The organism is Rhodoferax sp. BAB1, from assembly GCF_013334205.1.
In the GTDB taxonomy this organism is placed as follows: domain Bacteria; phylum Pseudomonadota; class Gammaproteobacteria; order Burkholderiales; family Burkholderiaceae_C; genus Hylemonella.
In genome coordinates this window covers 3,344,046-3,360,479 of the sequence record NZ_CP054424.1, presented here as the reverse complement: position 1 = coordinate 3,360,479, position 16,434 = coordinate 3,344,046, and the positions used below count along the sequence as shown (strand labels likewise).

Here is a 16,434-nt window from a genome sequence, read left to right as displayed (position 1 = left end):
TTTCTTTCCCGTGACGGGTCTCTGACCCGTCCTTGTTCCCTTTTTCCGCCCGCTTCTGCTCAGGCAGGGGTGGGCGGAACCTTCTTAATATGTCATTCACTGCCTGGCTAGAACTGATTGCCTCCGGTCTGATCACCGGTGGCATCTACGCGCTGGTCGCCCTGGGGCTCAACCTCCAGTACGGCCTGATGCGCATCCTCAACATCGCCCACGGGGAGTTCCTCATGGTGGGCGCCTACCTGACCTGGCTGGTCCAGACCCAGTTCGGCATCTCGCCGCTGCTCATGGTACCGGTGGCCTTCCTGGTGCTGATGGTGCTCGGTGTGGTGCTGCACTTCCTGTGCTTCCGTCGCCTGACCGCTACCTCGCCCAATCTCGACGTCTTCGAGGCGCGTGGCCTTATGGTCGCCTTTGGCCTCATGTTCCTGGTGCAGAACGCCGTGTCCTGGCTCTGGGGCGGGGACCTGCGCGGTTACGACTACCTGACCGAACCCGTGAAGTTCGGCGAGGTGCAGTTCGCCGCCAACAAGCTGCTGGTCTTTTTCCTGGCCCAGCTGTTCTCCGGTGCGCTCATCGTGCTCTTGCGCATGACGTTGCTGGGCAAGGGCGTGCGCGCCCTGATGCAGTCGCCCATCGGCGCGCAGCTCATGGGCATCGATACCAAACGCCTGCATCCGTTGATGTTCGGAATCGGCCTGGGCCTCTCGGGCATCGCCGGCGCGCTCCTGTCCATGGCCTACACCATCACCCCCTACATGGGCCAGCCCTATACCGTGACGGCGCTGATCGTCATCACTCTGGGCGGCTTCGGCAGCATGAGCGGCGCGCTGCTCGGCGGCCTCTTCCTGGGTGTGATCGAGGCCCTGGGCATGCACTTCACCAACCCCTCGCTCAAGGCCCTGCTGTCCTACGCAGTGTTCATCGCCGTGCTCCTGCTGCGCCCCGAAGGTCTGTTTGCCCGTAAAGGACGCAAGGCATGAATTCCCGTCAATTCCTCATCCGCGACCTGCTGGTGCTGCTGGCCTTTGCCGGCTGGGCCCTGGCCCTGCCGTCCTACGCCAGCGAGTTCGTCGTTTCCATGGCGCTGACCTGCCTGATGTACGTGGCCTTGTCCTCCAGCTGGGGCCTGTTCTGCGGCAGCACGCGTTACCTGTCCCTGGCCACCTCGGCCTTCTTCGGCATCGGCGCCTACAGCACGGCCATCCTGCTGGGGCAGTTCAGCTGGGTCGAGACCATTGCCATTGGCGCGGGCATTGCCGTCCTTGTGGCCATCGTCATGGGCGCGGCCGTGCTGCACCTGCGCGGCACCTACTTCGCCGTGCTGACCTTCGGCATGACCGAGCTCATCCTGCACGCCGTGACCTACTTCGAGAAGTCGGTCACCGGCACCGTGGGCCGGGTGCTGACCGTGGTGCCCGAGCGCGACACCATCTACCTGACCATGCTGGCCCTGGCCCTGCTCTCGGTGGCGGTGTCCATCGTGGTGCGGCGCACGCGTTTCGGCCTGGCCTTGATGGGCATCGGTGCCGACGAGCAGCGGGCCCAGACCCTGGGGGTCAACACGCGTGTGGTCAAGATCGCCGGTTTTTCCATCACGGCTGCCTTTGCCGGCGCCGTGGGGGCGGCCATGGCGGTGCGCTGGACCTATATCGACCCGCACACGGTCTTCAATCCCTTCATCGGTTTCCAGACCGTGCTGATCACCCTGATCGGTGGCGTGCTCACGCTGTGGGGGCCGCTGATCGCCGCCATCATCTTCAGCGTGCTGGCCGAATCGCTGCGCCTGCAGTTTCCGCAGATCTACCTGATGTCGCTGGGCCTGCTGCTCATCCTGTGCGTGCTCTACCTGCCGGGTGGCCTGGCCTCGCTGCGCTGGGCCACTTTCAAGGGCTGGTGGACCGACAGCCGCGACTGGGCCAAGGATCTCAAGCGCGAACTGTCGGGCGAGAAGGAACGTGAGAAGCAGCGCCTCAAGCGCCGCGAGAAGGAGAGCCATTTTGTCTGAGCAAGTTGTACCCTTGCTGGAGGCGCACAACGTGACCGTGCGCTTCGGCGGCCTGGTGGCCGTGGATGCCGTCAGCGCCAACTTTGCACCCGGCGAACTGGTGGGCATCATCGGCCCCAACGGCGCCGGCAAGACCACCTTCTTCAACGCCATCTCGGGTGTGCTGGTCCCGACCTCGGGCCGGCTCGTCTGCAACGGGCGCAATCTGACCGGCCGCGGGCCGCATCGTTTTGCCGCCAACGGCGTGGCGCGCACCTTCCAGACGCCGCGAGTGTTTCCGGACATGCCGGTGGTCGCCAATATCGAGTTCGGTCTCAAGTTCGCCGGCAAGCGCCGCCGCAAGTACGTCTTCTGGGGCGACGAGGTGGGCGTGCCCTGGGCGTTGCGCGACGCCATCAGCATCCTGCAGCTGATCGGCCTGGCCCCACAGGCTGAGCTGCCGGCCGCCGCCATCACGCCCTCGCAGCAGCGCCTGCTGGAGATCGGCATGGCGCTGGCCACGCGGCCCAGGCTCTTGCTGCTCGACGAAGTGGCCGCCGGCCTGACCGAGGCCGAGATCGAGGAGATGGCCCGCCTGATCCGCCGCCTGCGCGACGAGCTGGACCTGACCGTGATCTGGATCGAGCACGCTGTGACCACATTGCTGCGCCATGTGGAGCGCGTCATCGTGCTGCACCAGGGCCGCAAGATTGCCGACGACACCCCGCGCAACGTGGTGCGCAACCCCGAGGTCATCGAAGCCTATCTGGGCGACGAGATGGCCGAGCCTTCGACCGAAGACGAGGAGGTGGCCGCATGATGTGGTACCGCGATACCCCCTTCGTGCTGGGAGACGAAAAGCACGCCCACCTGCAGGTGCGCGGCCTGAGCGCCGGTTACGGTGCCTTTCTCGTGCTGCGGGACCTGCGCTTTGAAGTGAAGCCCGGCCTGACCGTGATCCTCGGCCCCAACGGCGCTGGCAAGACCACGCTGCTGAAAGCCTTGATGGGCCTGATCCCGCGCAGCGGCATGGTGCTGCTCGACGGCGATGACCTGGCGGAGAAAACGCATGAGATCGTCAAAAGCGGCGTGACCCTGGTGGCCGAGGGCCGCCAGCTGTTTCCGCAGATGAGCGTGCTGGAAAACCTGGAACTGGGCGGCTGGTTGTGCCCGAAGGCCGAGCGCGCGCGCCGCATGGAGCAGGTGCTGGGCGACTTCCCCAAGCTGCGCGAACGCATCCACCAGCTGGCCGGCACCATGAGCGGTGGCGAGCAGCAGATGGTTGCGGTGGCGCGCGCCATGATGAGCGCGCCGCGCCTGCTCATGCTGGACGAACCCTCGCTGGGCCTGGCGCCGCGCATGGTCGACGAGCTGCTGGCCATCGCCCGCCGCATCGCCGACGGCGGTACCACCGTGCTCATGGTGGAGCAGAACGTCAAGAAGGCACTGGCCGTGGCCGACCGCGGTTACGTGCTGGAGCGCGGCACGCTGGTGGCCAGTGGCCCGGCGCGCCTGCTGGAGCGTTCCAACGTCGTGCGCGAAGCCTATCTGGGTGCCGATGCCGCCGATCAGACCAGTGCGGCCGATGCCGTGTCGCGTCGCCGCAAGACCATCACCACCGTTTAACGAACCGATCTAGTCAAGGAGAAAACCATGTCCGACATGTCCATGCTCATCAACGGCCTGAAAGTCACGGCCGAGCGCGGCGCCACTTTCGAGCGCCGCAACCCGCTCGATGGCAGCGTGGCTTCGCGTGCCCCCGCTGCGTCCCCGGCCGATGCCGTGATGGCCGTCGAGGCCGCGGCCGAAGCCTTCAAGACCTGGAGCCAGACCGGCCCCAGCGAGCGCCGCATGCTGCTGCTGAAAGCCGCCGACGCGCTGGAAGCGAAAACGCCGCAGTTCATCGAGGCCGTGGCCGCCGAGACCGGCGCCGCAGGCAGCTGGGCCGGCTTCAACGTTTTCCTGGCCGCCGGCATGATCCGCGAGGCCGCCGCGCTGACCACCCAGGTGGCCGGCGAGGTGATTCCCTCGGATATCCCGGGTTCGCTGGCCATGGCCGTGCGCCAGCCCGCCGGCGTGGTGCTGGGCATCGCCCCGTGGAATGCACCCGTCATCCTGGGCACGCGCGCCATCTGCGTGCCGCTGGCCTGCGGCAACACCGTGGTGATGAAGGGCTCGGAGAACTGCCCGCGCACCCACCAGCTCATCATCGAGGCCTTCCAGGACGCCGGCTTTCCGCCCGGCGTGGTGAACTACATCACCAATGCCCCGGCCGACGCCGGTGCCGTGGTGGAGGCCATGGTGGCCCACCCGGCTGTGCGCCGTGTGAACTTCACCGGCTCCACCAAGGTGGGCAAGATCATCGCCATGACCTGCGCCAAATACCTCAAGCCCGTGGTGCTGGAGCTGGGCGGCAAGGCCCCCATGGTCATCCTCGATGACGCCGACATCGACGACGCCGTCAACGGCGCGGCCTTTGGCTGTTTCGCCAACAGCGGCCAGATCTGCATGAGCACCGAGCGCATCATCGTGGACAACAAGATCGCCGACGCCTTCGTCAAGAAGTTCGTCGAGAAGGCCAAGGCCCTGCCGCTGGGCGACCCGCGCAAGCCCGAGCCGGTGGTGCTGGGCTCGGTGATCGGCATGAACACGGTCGAGCATTGCAATGCCTTGATCGACGACGCGCTGGCCAAGGGCGCCAAGCTCTTGTGCGGCGGCAAGGCCACCAGCACGCTGATGCCGGCCACCGTGCTGGACCACGTCACCCCGGCCATGAAGATCTACCACGAGGAGAGCTTCGGCCCCGTCAAGCCCATCGTGCGCGTCAACGGCGTGGAAGAAGCCGTGGCCTGCGCCAACGACAACGAGTATGGCCTGTCGGCCGCGGTCTTCGGTGGTGACATCGCCCGTGCCTTCAACGTGGCGCGTCGCATCGATTCCGGCATCTGCCACGTCAACGGCCCCACCGTGCACGACGAAGCCCAGATGCCCTTCGGCGGTGTCAAGGGTTCGGGCATCGGCCGTTTCGGCGGCAAGGCCGGCATCAACGAGTTCACCGAGCTGCGCTGGATCACCATGCAGACCACGCCGCGCCACTACCCCTTCTGAGATCCAAGAAGAACAAGACCGAAGAACAACAAGAAGTTTCTTCGCCTCGACCGCGCCCGCCTGTCTCAGGTCGGCGCGGTTTCTTTTTCCAGCTTCTGCAGATAGAGCAGGGCCTGCTCGGCCGAGTCGCCGCACATGCCGGGTGAGGGCGCCAGGCTGGCGCAGACCGCCGGCCGTTCGGGCCGGCCGAAGATCAGGCAGCGGCCCGCCGCATCCAGCTGCACGCAACGCACACCGGCCGGTTTGCCCCGGGGCATGCCGGGGATGGGGCTGGAAATCGAGGGGGCGATGCAGCAGGCAGCGCAGCCGGGGCGGCAATCCATGCGGTAGTGCTATTGAATCTGTAGCTGAAGAGGGCCGCTGGATGCGGACAATAGCCCTTATTGTCGCCAAAATCGGCGGGAGCGGCTAAAATCAGGGCTTCGGTGCCCCGCTGGGGGCTGGCCGCCGGCGCAGGACGCGCTCACTTTCCCGGATTTTCCATGCTTTACCCACAAGAATTCGATGTCATCGTCGTTGGCGGCGGCCATGCAGGCACGGAAGCCGCGCTGGCGTCTGCGCGCATGGGCGCGCGCACCCTGCTGCTGACGCACAACATCGAGACCCTGGGCCAGATGAGCTGCAACCCCTCCATCGGTGGCATCGGCAAGGGCCACCTCGTGAAAGAGGTGGACGCACTGGGCGGCGCCATGGCCATCGCCACCGATGAGGGCGGCATCCAGTTCCGCATCCTCAACAGCTCCAAGGGTCCGGCCGTGCGCGCCACCCGCGCCCAGGCCGACCGCATTCTTTATAAGGCCGCCATCCGCCGCCGCCTGGAAAACCAGCCCAACCTCTGGCTCTTCCAGCAGGCCGTGGACGACCTGATGGTGGAGGGCGACCGGGTGGTCGGCGCCGTCACCCAGGTGGGCATCAAGTTCCGCAGCCGCACCGTGGTACTGACCGCCGGTACTTTCCTGGACGGCAAGATCCATGTCGGCCTGAACAATTACGCCGCCGGCCGCGCCGGCGACCCGCCGGCCGTCAGCCTGTCGGCACGGCTGAAAGAACTCAAGCTGCCGCAGGGTCGCCTGAAGACCGGCACCCCGCCGCGCATCGACGGCCGTAGCATCGACTTTTCGCAATGCACCGAACAACCGGGTGACGGTGTGCCCGGTGGTTTGAACGAAGGGCAGGGCGTGCCGGTGTTCAGCTTCATGGGCAAGGCGTCCATGCATCCGGCGCAGATGCCCTGCTGGATCACCCACACCAACGAGCGCACCCACGAGATCATCCGCTCCGGTTTCGACCGCAGCCCCATGTTCACCGGCAAGATCGAGGGCGTGGGTCCGCGCTACTGCCCCAGCGTCGAAGACAAGATCAACCGCTTTGCCGACAAGGACAGCCACCAGATCTTCCTGGAGCCCGAAGGCCTGACGACCAACGAGTACTACCCCAACGGCATCTCCACCAGCCTGCCCTTCGACATTCAGTACGACCTTGTGCGCAGCATGAAGGGTCTGGAGAACGCCCACATCCTGCGCCCGGGTTACGCCATCGAGTACGACTATTTCGATCCGCGCTCGCTCAAGGGCAGCTTCGAAACCAAACAAATCAACGGCCTGTTCTTCGCCGGCCAGATCAACGGCACCACCGGCTACGAAGAGGCCGCGGCCCAGGGCCTGTTCGCCGGCATCAACGCCGCGCTGCAGTGCCGGGGCACGGAAGCCTGGCAACCGGGCCGCGACGAAGCCTACCTGGGCGTGCTGGTCGACGACCTGACCACCCAGGGCGTGACCGAGCCCTACCGCATGTTCACCAGCCGGGCCGAGTTCCGCCTGCAGCTGCGCGAAGACAACGCAGACCTGCGCCTGACCGAAACCGGTCGCCAGCTGGGCCTGGTGGATGACGCCCGCTGGGACGCTTTCTGCCGCAAGCGCGATGCTGTTTCACGTGAAACAGAGCGCCTGAAAGCCACCTGGGTCAACCCCCGCATCCTGTCCGCGGCCGAAGCCGAGCGGGTGCTGGGCACCACCATCGAGCGCGAGTACCACCTGTTCGACCTGCTGCGCCGGCCCGATGTGAGTTACGCCGGGCTGATGTCCCTGGACGGCGGCAAGTACGCCAACCCCGATGTTTCACGTGAAACCCTGGGTGAGCTGGCCGAGCCCGTGGTCGAGCAGCTGGAAATCGCCGCCAAGTATTCCGGCTACATCGACCGCCAGAAGGACGAAGTGGAGCGCGCCGCCCATTACGAAAACCTCAAACTCCCGGCCGACCTGGACTACATGGCGGTTTCCGCCCTGTCCATCGAGGCCCGACAGAAGCTGCAAAAGCACCGCCCGGAAACCCTGGGCCAGGCCAGTCGCATCTCCGGCATCACGCCCGCCAGCATTTCCCTGCTGATGATCCACCTGAAAAAGGGCGGCTTCCGCGGCTTCGCCAAGACCGAAGTGGCCGAGGCGGCATGAGCCTCGATCTCCTGACAACCCTGAAACAGGGCGTGGCCGAACTCGGCCTCGACCTGTCCGAGACCCAGATCACCCAGCTGCTGGACTACCTGGCCCTGATCCAGAAGTGGACCAAGGTCTACAACCTGACGGCCGTGCGTGACCCGGCCGAGATGCTGACCCACCACCTGCTGGACAGCCTGGCTGTCATCCGCCCGCTGCGGCAGCAACTGGCCGGCCGCCAGCCGGCGGACGGGCAGGGCTTCCGCCTGCTGGACGTGGGTTCCGGCGCCGGCCTGCCTGGCGTGGTCATCGCCATCTGCTGCCCGGACATCGCGGTGAGCTGTGTGGACACCGTGGCCAAAAAAGCCACCTTCATCCAGCAGGCCGCCTTGACCCTGAAACTTTCCAACCTCAAGGGCCTGCACGCCCGGGTGGAAAACCTGGACGACCATTACGACGTGGTGAGTTCCCGGGCGTTTGCTTCCCTGGTGGACTTCACGTCCTGGTCCCGTTCGGCCCTGGCGCCGGCGGGGGTCTGGATGGCGATGAAGGGGAAGGATCCGGTGGAGGAGCTGGCGGCGCTCCCGGCCGGGGTGCAGGTGTTTCACGTGGAACAGCTGGCGGTTCCGGGGCTGGATGCTGAGCGGTGCATTGTTTGGATGCGGCTTTCTGGCTCCTGAGGTTCTGGCTGCGCCAGCGCTTCTTCTTCCCCCCCTATCCCCCCAGCCCCCTTCCCACCCCCGCCGGGGCGGGAAGGGGGAGCCCGATTTTGGAATTGCGCGCCGGCTACGCTTCTACGGGGTGAGGCCGCCGCCGTGGTTTGGGCGCCCACATTTCTCGGAGCTGGTCGTAGTAAACGGTGCTGGGTCAGTGCGGCTCTGGCTGGCGGCTGCGCGCCAGCGACGAGAAAAGAGCGGTGCGCGCGGCCCGCCTTCTGGACTCGAAAACGGCAGGTTGGCGCAGCCAACCACCGTTAGTGGCTAGCTACTTCCGAACCGTTTACTACGACTGCAGCCCAGAAATCCAGGCGAACCAAAGGCAGCGGCGGCGCCCCGCTCCATAGAAGCGTAACCAGAAAACCAACCATCAAATCCAGGCTCCCTTCTCTACCCCGGCGGGGGTAGAGAAGGGCGGGGGGATGAGTGGGGGGCTACAAAAGCGCCGCAGGCAAAGCGCTCCTTGCCAGGAAACGTTTCACGTGAAACAAAAGCAGGGCAAACCAGCACTCCCCCAAGCCAGAACCCCCAAAAAGCTGCCGTACACTCAACCCTTCCCCAAGCCTCCCCATTCAAGACCCCATCCCCCCATGTTTGGCGTAGCCGACTACGGCGCTTTTGTCGTCACCGTCATCATTTTTCTGCTGATCCCGGGCCCCGGCAATCTGGCGCTGATCACCTCTACCAGCAAGGGCGGGGTGCGCGGCGGGCTGGCCGCGACCCTGGGGGTCATCCTCGGTGACCAGGTGTTGATGTGGGCGGCGGTGGCCGGCGTCGCCGCCTTGCTGATCGCCTACCCGACGGCCTTCAATCTGCTGCAGTGGGGCGGGGCGGCCTACCTCGCTTTCCTCGGTGTGCAGATGCTGCTGGCCAAACCCGGCGCGGCGCCGGTGCTCAACATCAAGGCCGGCCATTACCTGCGCCAGGCCATGGTCATCACCCTGCTCAACCCCAAGGCCATCATGTTCTACTTGGCCTTCTTCCCGCTTTTCGTCGACCCGGCCACGCACCAGGGCCTGTTCACCTTTGGCTTCATGGCCGTGACGATCGCCTTTCTCACTTTTCTCTACGGTCTGGGCATGACCCTGCTCACGCACTATCTCGCCGACCGTCTGCGCGCCAACCCGCTGTTCGGCCGCGTGCTGGAGAAAATTGCCGGCCTCTGCCTGATCGGCTTCGGCTTGCGTCTTGCTTTCACCCGCTGATCTCACATATATAAAAGGGACGACCTGATGGCGAAAATTTTCTGCGTGGCCAACCAGAAGGGTGGCGTGGGCAAGACGACAACGACCGTCAACCTCGCGGCAGGTCTGGCCAAGGTGGGGCAGCGTGTGCTCATGGTGGATCTGGACCCCCAGGGCAACGCCACCATGGGTTCGGGGGTGGACAAACGCCAGCTCAAACTCACCCTCTACGACGTGCTGCTCGAATCGGCCACCATCGCCGAAGCTCGCGTGAAAAGCGACAAGCTCATCGAAGGCGGCTGCAGCTACGACATCCTGGGCGCCAACCGCGAACTCGCCGGTGCCGAGGTGGAACTGGTCGATGTGGAGCGCCGCGAACGGCGCCTCAAGGAAGCCCTGGCCAAGGTCAGCGACGAGTACGACTTCGTGCTCATCGACTGCCCGCCCTCGCTCTCCATGCTCACCCTCAACGGCCTGTGCAGCGCGCACGGCGTCATCGTGCCCATGCAGTGTGAGTACTTCGCGCTCGAAGGCCTGACCGATCTGGTCAACACCATCAAGCAGGTGCATGCCAACCTCAATCCCGACCTGCAGATCATCGGCCTGCTGCGTGTCATGTTCGATCCGCGCATCACCCTGCAAGCCCAGGTGAGCGACCAGCTCAAGGCCCACTTCGGCGACAAGGTGTTCGACGCCGTCATCCCGCGCAATGTGCGCCTGGCCGAAGCGCCCAGCTACGGTGTGCCCGGCGTGGTGTTCGACCCGGCCTCCAAGGGCGCGCAGTCCTTCGTGAGCTTCGCGCAGGAGATGGTCGACCGCATCCAGAAGATGTGATCGACCGGCCTCGTCAGCTACAAAAACAATAGCATGCAAGCCTCCAGCGTTCTCATCCTGCCGGGCTGGCACAACTCCGGCCCGGGCCACTGGCAGAGCCGCTGGGAGGCCGCGTACGGCTACACGCGTGTGCAGCAGCACGACTGGGAGCGTCCCATGCGCGGCGACTGGCAGATGCAGCTCGAAGAGGCCGTGCTCTTGTGCCCCGAGCCGGCCGTGCTGGTGGCGCACAGCCTGGGTGTCATCCTGGTCGCGGCCTGGGCTGCGCACTCGCGCAACGTGCACCGCGTCAAGGGCGCGCTGCTGGTGGCGCCCGGCGACGTGGCGCGCGAAGAGACCCGCGCCATGCTGCCCAGCTGGTGGCCCATAGCCCGCAAGGTCCTGCCTTTCAAGAGCATCCTGGTCGCCAGCCGCAACGACGACCGCTGCCCTTTCGACATGGCCCAGGGTCTGGCGCAAGACTGGGGTTCCGAATTCGTGGACGCCGGTGATGCCGGCCACCTCAATGCCGATTCGAAGCTGGGCGACTGGCCCCGGGGCCACGCCCTGCTGGAGCGCCTGATGGCCATCCAGGAATTGAACACAGCGAACTGATAACAGAGAGTAGAACGATATGGTCACCAAGAAACCCAAGGGCCTCGGCCGCGGACTCGAAGCCCTGCTGGGCCCCAAGGTCGATGACACCCGCGCCGAAGTGGCCGCCATGAACGAGGCGCGCGAAGGCCAGAGCACCGGCAGCCTCAAGCTCGACGAGATGGTGGCCGGCATGTACCAGCCGCGCACGCGCATGGACGAAGGCGCCTTGTATGAACTCGCCGAGTCCATCAAGGCCCAGGGCATCATGCAGCCCATCCTGGTGCGCAAGCTCACCGACGGCCCCAACGCCGGCAAGCACGAAATCATTGCCGGCGAGCGCCGCTTCCGCGCCGCCAAACTCGCGGGCCTGGACAGCGTGCCCGTGCTGGTGCGCGACGTGCCCAACGAGTCCGCCGCCGCCATGGCCCTCATCGAGAACATCCAGCGTGAAGACCTCAACCCGTTGGAAGAAGCGCATGGCCTGCAGCGCCTGATCCGCGAATTCGGCCTCACGCACGAACAGGCCGCACAGGCCGTGGGCCGCTCGCGCAGTGCTGCCAGCAACCTGCTGCGCCTCTTGAACCTGGCCGAGCCGGTGCAGACCCTGCTGATGGCCGGCGACATCGACATGGGCCACGCGCGTGCCCTGCTCTCGCTGGACCGCGCCACGCAGATCACCGCCGCCAACCAGATCACCGCGAAGAAGATGTCAGTGCGCGAGGCCGAGAACCTGGTCAAGAAACTCAGCGCCGAGTTCTCGCTCACGCCGCAGAAACCCGGCAAGGAAAAATCACGCGACCTCAAGCGCGTGGAAGAAGAGCTGTCGGACCTGCTCACCGCCGAGGTGGAAGTGCGTGTGAAAAAACGCGTCAAGCGCCACGGCCGCGTGGAAGAGATGGGCGAGCTCAGCATCCAGTTCGGCTCGCTGGATGAGCTCAACGGCCTGATCGACCGGCTGCGCCGCAGCGGTGGCAACGGCAATTAATGCAAAGGCGAGCGAATGACTTTGCTCGCCAAATTACCCTGGCCGCTGCCGGCCCTGTTGAGCTGGGGCCTGTGCTGGTTGGTGCTCTCCCTGCTGCTGCGTGCCGGCCTCGGCACCACGGATGCACTCGCTGCCTCCACGCTGCTCAGTGTGTTCCTCAGCCTGCTGGGGAGCAGCTGGTGGCGCCGCCTCTTCATCGGTTTCGGTTACCCGCTTTCGCTCCTGCTGGCCGGCGGCCTGAGCCTGCCGGCCTGGGGCTGGCTGCTGCCGCTGGCCCTGCTCGCACTGATCTACCCGCTCAACGCCTGGCGTGACGCGCCGCTGTTCCCCACGCCGGTTGATGCCTTGAACGAACTGCCCGGTGTCGCGCCGCTGGAGCCGGGTGCCAAGGTGCTCGACGCCGGTTGCGGCCTGGGCCACGGCCTCGATGCTTTGAGACAGGCCTATCCTTTGGCCGAACTGCACGGTATTGAATGGAGCCGGCCGCTGGCCTGGCTCTGCGCGCGTCGTTGCCCCTGGGCGCAGGTGGAGCGGGGCGATATCTGGCGGGCCGACTGGTCCAGCTACGACTTGGTCTATCTCTTCCAGCGGCCCGAGAGCATGCCGCGGGCCATAGCGAAGGCGAGGGCGGAACTCAAGCCCGGGGCCTGGCTGGTGAGTCTGGAGTTCGAGGCGGTGGGGCAAACGCCGGTGGCCAGGCTGGAGGGGGCGCAGGGGAAGCCGGTATGGGTGTACAAAGTACCTCTTTGAATAGCGCAGGTCAGAACCACAAAATGGATAGGCCTCTCAACCAAGCAAAGCAGCATCATTACGTGCCCCGCTCGTATTTAGAGCGGTTTGCCGATGCCAAGGGTTTTCTCCATGTTTTTGACCGAACCACGAATACTTTTCGCCGGCAGCGCCCAAAGGAGGTAATGAAAATTAATGCCTACTATCGACAGCAGTGGGCACCGGTAGGAATAGATCCCAACATACTGGAGGCAAAGCTCGGCGAATGGTTGGAACCAGAAGCCAAAGGGGTCATTGGAAAACTCATTGAAGCTCCAGAGCTGCTGACAGAAGGCGACCTAGCCAACCTCCTGACGTTCTTGGAGTTGCAGAGGGTCCGCGTGCCAAGACAAGCAGAGGTGGCAAAGACACTGATGCGCGCAGCACTCCTGAACTCGCTACCTGACTCGGCAGTTGAGGCAATCACATCGGGAACGGTGAAATTGACGATCAAAGACGCGGCTCGCTTTGATTACATGCGGATGATGATTGGCAACCTCACTCCCTGGTTTGCACGGATGGAGTGGGAGATTTTTACCGCTGAGGATGGTGCGGCCTTTATTGCAACAGATAGTCCCGTGTCGTTCTATAACGCGTCGATACCTCCGCCAGCAGAGGCTGGGATAGGTTTGATTGGAACAATGGTGTTCTATCCAATCAGTTCTCAACACGTACTTTTAATGCGACATCCGGAACACAGGCAGGCCGCAACTGAATCGCGACTAACGGAGCTACCAGATGCAAAGCACGTAGATGGTCATATACCGATCACACGCGGAGAAGTCTGGAGCCACGAGGTCGTGAACAACTTCAACTGGAAAATGATGCAGCTTTCGTCGCGGCTAATAGTGGCAAACAGCCAAGCTGTCTTAGAACGTTGCATCAACAAATGACCGCTATCTCTGCTCGATACCCGGTCTGGGTTGCCTTAGCCCTGCTCGCCTTCGCCGGCAACTCCCTGCTGTGCCGCGCCGCCCTGCAGCACACCCCCATTGACGCCGCCAGCTTCACCACCATCCGCATGATCTCGGGCGCGTTGACGCTCTGGCTGCTGGTGCAGTTCACCCGCCGTGGCGTCACCGGCCGCGGCAGCTGGCCTTCCGCGTTAGCGCTGTTCGCCTACGCGGCGGCCTTCTCCTTTGCCTACGTCAGCCTGCCCGCCGGCACCGGCGCCTTGCTGCTCTTCGGCGCGGTGCAGACCGGCATGATCGGCTGGGGGCTGGTGAAGGGCGAGCGTTTCAAGCCCGTGCAGTGGATCGGCCTGGCCCTGGCGCTTGCGGGGCTGGGGGGTCTGCTGCTGCCGGGCTTGTCGGCGCCACCGCTCGGCGCGGCTTTGCTGATGATTACTGCCGGCCTGGCCTGGGCCGTCTATTCCTTGCGCGGCAAGGGCGCGGGCGATGCGCTACGCGTGACGGCGGGCAACTTCGTGCGCACGGTGCCGGTGGCATTGCTCATGAGTTTCGCTTTTCTCCAGAGCGCGCAGATGGACACGGCGGGCGCACTCTATGCCGTTGCCTCCGGCGCGCTGACCTCCGGCATCGGCTACGCCATCTGGTACACCGCGCTGCCGCACCTCAAGGCCACGAGTGCGGCCACGCTGCAGCTCAGCGTGCCGGTGATCGCGGCGGTAGGCGGCATCCTCTGGCTGGGCGAGCCGCTCACGCTGCGGCTGCTGCTGGCGTCCCTCGCCATCCTGGGTGGCATTGCGCTGGTGATCCGCCGCCCCAGCTGAAGACACCCGTAGGGGCATAGACAAGGCGGCCGGACAGCCGGGCGCCTTGTCTCTACCATGCGTGCCCATGCAACTGAATACCGATTACACCCAACGCGTGGTGCTGCACAGCGCTGACTTGCCCTGGGTCGACGCGCCCGCGGCCGGCGTGCAACGCAAGCTGCTGGAGCGCCAGGGCGAAGAGGTGGCGCGCGCCACCTCCATCGTGCGTTACGCGCCCGGCTCACAATTCCCCCGCCACACCCACGAGCTGGGCGAAGAGATCCTGGTGCTGGAGGGCGTGTTCAGCGACGAGACCGGCGACTACGGCCCCGGCACCTACCTGAAGAACCCGCCCGGCTCGGCCCATGCCCCGGCCTCGGCCACGGGCTGCACGCTGTTCGTCAAATTGCGTTACCAGCACCCCGCGGACCAGGCGCGGGTGGTGGTGGACGCAACACGCGCGGCCTGGTACCAGGGGCTGGTGGAGGGTCTCACGGTGCTGCCGCTGGCCGAGTTCGGCACCACCCACACGGCGCTGGTGCGCTGGGCGCCGGGCACGCAGTTCAACCCGCACCGGCATTACGGCGGCGAGGAGATCTTTGTCGTTGACGGCGTGTTCGAAGACGAGCACGGGCGCTACCCGGCCGGCAGCTGGCTGCGCAGCCCCCACCTGAGCGCGCACCGGCCCTTCAGCGTCGAGGGCTGCACCATCATGGTCAAGACCGGGCATCTGCTGGAGCCGGTGCCCGAGATGGCGCAGCCGTCGCCGTAAAGCCGGTGCGGTGGTGGCTGTGCGGCCAATGCGCTGATTGACAGGGCGGCGCCGCTCCGCGATAAAGCAGGCTCACGCACCGGGAGCCTTAGTGATGCGCAAGACACCGTACATGTTGGTCGCCCTGGCCGCGCTGCTGGTGGGCTGCGCCGGCCCGGGCACCCGTCTGCCGCCACCGCCGCCGGCCACGGAGGCGCAGATCGAGAAGGAAATGCAGGTTCTGCAGCAGTCCTTTTTCACCGACCCCTGCATGGACCGCCTGCGCCAGCGGGCCTCCGAGTTGAAACCGGGCGACCGGCAGCTGGGCATCCGGGCGCTGTATGCCGTGGAGTACGCGCCGAACACCCAGCGCCGCGACGGCCTGGCGTATCGCCTGCATGTGCAGGAGCGCGGGCGGGTGGCGTATCTTTACGTGAGCGACGGCACGGCGGGTTCCTACCGCATCTATGGCCCCCTGCCGCTCTGGGCCTGCCTGCGCGAGCAACTGCCCTGAGCGCTGTTTCATTCTGAGAATATCTGGGGACAGGCCCCACGAACACTGTTTTGCATCAAGGCGGCGGCGCCTATCCTGACTAGACTGAAAGAGTCGTCGCCTGTCGCGGCCACCATCACCGAAAGGACTCACCATGAACACACGCAAGAAGACCACCCTGATCGTCGCCGCCATCGCCCTGCTGGGGGCCAGCGCTTCCCTGCAGGCGCAGAACGTGCGCGCCAACCCCGGCTACTGGGGGGACAGCAATGGCATCGTCGTGCGCAGCGGTTTCGGCCTGTGCTGGCGCAGCGGCTCCTGGACGCCGGAACTGGCCATCCCCGAGTGCGAAGGCGGCGTGACGGCCAAGGCAGTCGCTCCCGCTCCTGCGCCGGCCCCCGCGCCTGTGGCGGTTGCAGCCGCGCCCGCCCCGGCTCCCGTGGTGGCGCCGGCCCCGGCCCCGGCACCTGTTGCCGCTCCGGCCCCCGTATTCCGCACGCAAATGGTCGACAAGGCCGTGCGCCTGGAAGGCGCCAGCTTTGCCACCGGCTCCAGCCGCCTGCTGCCGGGCGCCGGCCCCAAGCTGGACGAGGTGGTCAACGCCGCCAGGCAGTACCCGGAGGCCGGCCTGACCGTCACCGGTTACACCGACAGCCAGGGCAATGCGCAGTCCAACGTGCGGCTTTCGCAGGCCCGCGCCGATGCCGTCAAGGCCTATCTGGTGGGCAAGGGTGTGGCGGCCAGCCGCATCACCACCGATGGCAAGGGGGCCGCCGATCCGGTGGCCGACAACACCACGGCCGAGGGTCGCGCCAAGAACCGTCGCGTGGAAGTGCGTTACACGGTGAAGGAAGAGACCCGGGTGCGCGTGACGCAGTAAGCGCTGTAC

At 65.6% G+C, this 16,434-nt stretch carries 18 protein-coding genes; 17 read left to right on the top strand and 1 reads right to left on the bottom strand.

Translation table 11 applies throughout. The features are described 5' to 3' along the window. Positions 1-89 precede the first annotated feature (89 nt). The 5 genes from HTY51_RS16285 to HTY51_RS16265 are packed head-to-tail and all read left to right on the top strand — an operon-like array spanning position 90 to position 5,092. Positions 90-980, top strand: a complete 891-nt coding sequence (locus HTY51_RS16285) for a branched-chain amino acid ABC transporter permease (protein WP_174253707.1) — start codon at positions 90-92, stop codon at positions 978-980. Next, positions 977-2,005, top strand: coding sequence for a branched-chain amino acid ABC transporter permease (locus HTY51_RS16280; protein ID WP_174253706.1), 1,029 nt, complete (start codon positions 977-979; stop codon positions 2,003-2,005). The genes HTY51_RS16285 and HTY51_RS16280 overlap by 4 nt, the downstream gene beginning before the upstream one ends. Further along, positions 1,998-2,804 (top strand): ABC transporter ATP-binding protein, encoded by an 807-nt coding sequence (locus HTY51_RS16275; RefSeq protein ID WP_254606910.1) that lies wholly within the window; start codon positions 1,998-2,000, stop codon positions 2,802-2,804. The genes HTY51_RS16280 and HTY51_RS16275 overlap by 8 nt, the downstream gene beginning before the upstream one ends. Further along, positions 2,801-3,610 (top strand): ABC transporter ATP-binding protein, encoded by an 810-nt coding sequence (locus HTY51_RS16270; protein WP_174253705.1) that lies wholly within the window; start codon positions 2,801-2,803, stop codon positions 3,608-3,610. The genes HTY51_RS16275 and HTY51_RS16270 overlap by 4 nt, the downstream gene beginning before the upstream one ends. A 27-nt stretch (positions 3,611-3,637) precedes the next feature. Further along, the gene (locus HTY51_RS16265) at positions 3,638-5,092 is read left to right on the top strand and encodes an aldehyde dehydrogenase (RefSeq protein WP_174253704.1); all 1,455 of its coding nucleotides are present in this window, start codon (positions 3,638-3,640) and stop codon (positions 5,090-5,092) included. A 65-nt stretch (positions 5,093-5,157) separates the two neighbouring features. Here the strand turns inward: HTY51_RS16265 and HTY51_RS16260 are convergent, their stop codons facing one another. After that, entirely contained in the window at positions 5,158-5,415 is a 258-nt protein-coding gene (locus HTY51_RS16260; protein ID WP_174253703.1) for a YkgJ family cysteine cluster protein, read from the bottom strand. 159 nt (positions 5,416-5,574) lie between these two features. Here HTY51_RS16260 and mnmG point away from each other — a divergent pair, with 159 nt between their 5' ends. The 12 genes from mnmG (at position 5,575) to HTY51_RS16200 (ending at position 16,425) form a co-directional block, all read left to right on the top strand. Beyond that, entirely contained in the window at positions 5,575-7,542 is a 1,968-nt protein-coding gene (gene mnmG / locus HTY51_RS16255; RefSeq protein ID WP_174253702.1) for a tRNA uridine-5-carboxymethylaminomethyl(34) synthesis enzyme MnmG, read from the top strand. Next, positions 7,539-8,204 carry a 16S rRNA (guanine(527)-N(7))-methyltransferase RsmG gene (gene rsmG / locus HTY51_RS16250; protein ID WP_174253701.1) on the top strand — a complete coding sequence of 222 codons (666 nt, stop codon included), beginning with the start codon at positions 7,539-7,541 and terminating at the stop codon, positions 8,202-8,204. The genes mnmG and rsmG overlap by 4 nt, the downstream gene beginning before the upstream one ends. A 626-nt stretch (positions 8,205-8,830) precedes the next feature. Further along, entirely contained in the window at positions 8,831-9,445 is a 615-nt protein-coding gene (locus HTY51_RS16245) for a LysE family translocator (RefSeq protein WP_174253700.1), read from the top strand. A 27-nt stretch (positions 9,446-9,472) separates the two neighbouring features. Further along, positions 9,473-10,258 carry a ParA family protein gene (locus HTY51_RS16240; RefSeq protein ID WP_174253699.1) on the top strand — a complete coding sequence of 262 codons (786 nt, stop codon included), beginning with the start codon at positions 9,473-9,475 and terminating at the stop codon, positions 10,256-10,258. 33 nt (positions 10,259-10,291) lie between these two features. Beyond that, positions 10,292-10,852, top strand: a complete 561-nt coding sequence (locus tag HTY51_RS16235) for an alpha/beta hydrolase (protein ID WP_174253698.1) — start codon at positions 10,292-10,294, stop codon at positions 10,850-10,852. A 19-nt stretch (positions 10,853-10,871) separates the two neighbouring features. Beyond that, on the top strand, positions 10,872-11,819 hold the full coding sequence (locus tag HTY51_RS16230) for a ParB/RepB/Spo0J family partition protein (RefSeq protein ID WP_057674275.1): 948 nt from the start codon (positions 10,872-10,874) through the stop codon (positions 11,817-11,819). A 15-nt stretch (positions 11,820-11,834) separates the two neighbouring features. Next, a complete protein-coding gene (locus HTY51_RS16225) occupies positions 11,835-12,569 on the top strand; it encodes a trans-aconitate 2-methyltransferase (RefSeq protein WP_174253697.1) in 735 nt (244 codons plus the stop codon). Between the two features lie 23 nt (positions 12,570-12,592). Continuing rightward, positions 12,593-13,480 (top strand): DUF4238 domain-containing protein, encoded by an 888-nt coding sequence (locus HTY51_RS16220; protein WP_174253696.1) that lies wholly within the window; start codon positions 12,593-12,595, stop codon positions 13,478-13,480. Next, on the top strand, positions 13,477-14,319 hold the full coding sequence (locus HTY51_RS16215) for a DMT family transporter (protein ID WP_174253695.1): 843 nt from the start codon (positions 13,477-13,479) through the stop codon (positions 14,317-14,319). The genes HTY51_RS16220 and HTY51_RS16215 overlap by 4 nt, the downstream gene beginning before the upstream one ends. 67 nt (positions 14,320-14,386) lie before the next feature. Beyond that, positions 14,387-15,073, top strand: a complete 687-nt coding sequence (locus HTY51_RS16210) for a cupin domain-containing protein (RefSeq protein WP_174253694.1) — start codon at positions 14,387-14,389, stop codon at positions 15,071-15,073. Positions 15,074-15,167: 94 nt separating this feature from the next. Then, positions 15,168-15,566 carry a hypothetical protein gene (locus HTY51_RS16205; RefSeq protein WP_174253693.1) on the top strand — a complete coding sequence of 133 codons (399 nt, stop codon included), beginning with the start codon at positions 15,168-15,170 and terminating at the stop codon, positions 15,564-15,566. A 133-nt stretch (positions 15,567-15,699) separates the two neighbouring features. Beyond that, positions 15,700-16,425, top strand: a complete 726-nt coding sequence (locus tag HTY51_RS16200) for an OmpA family protein (protein WP_174253692.1) — start codon at positions 15,700-15,702, stop codon at positions 16,423-16,425. Positions 16,426-16,434 lie beyond the last annotated feature (9 nt).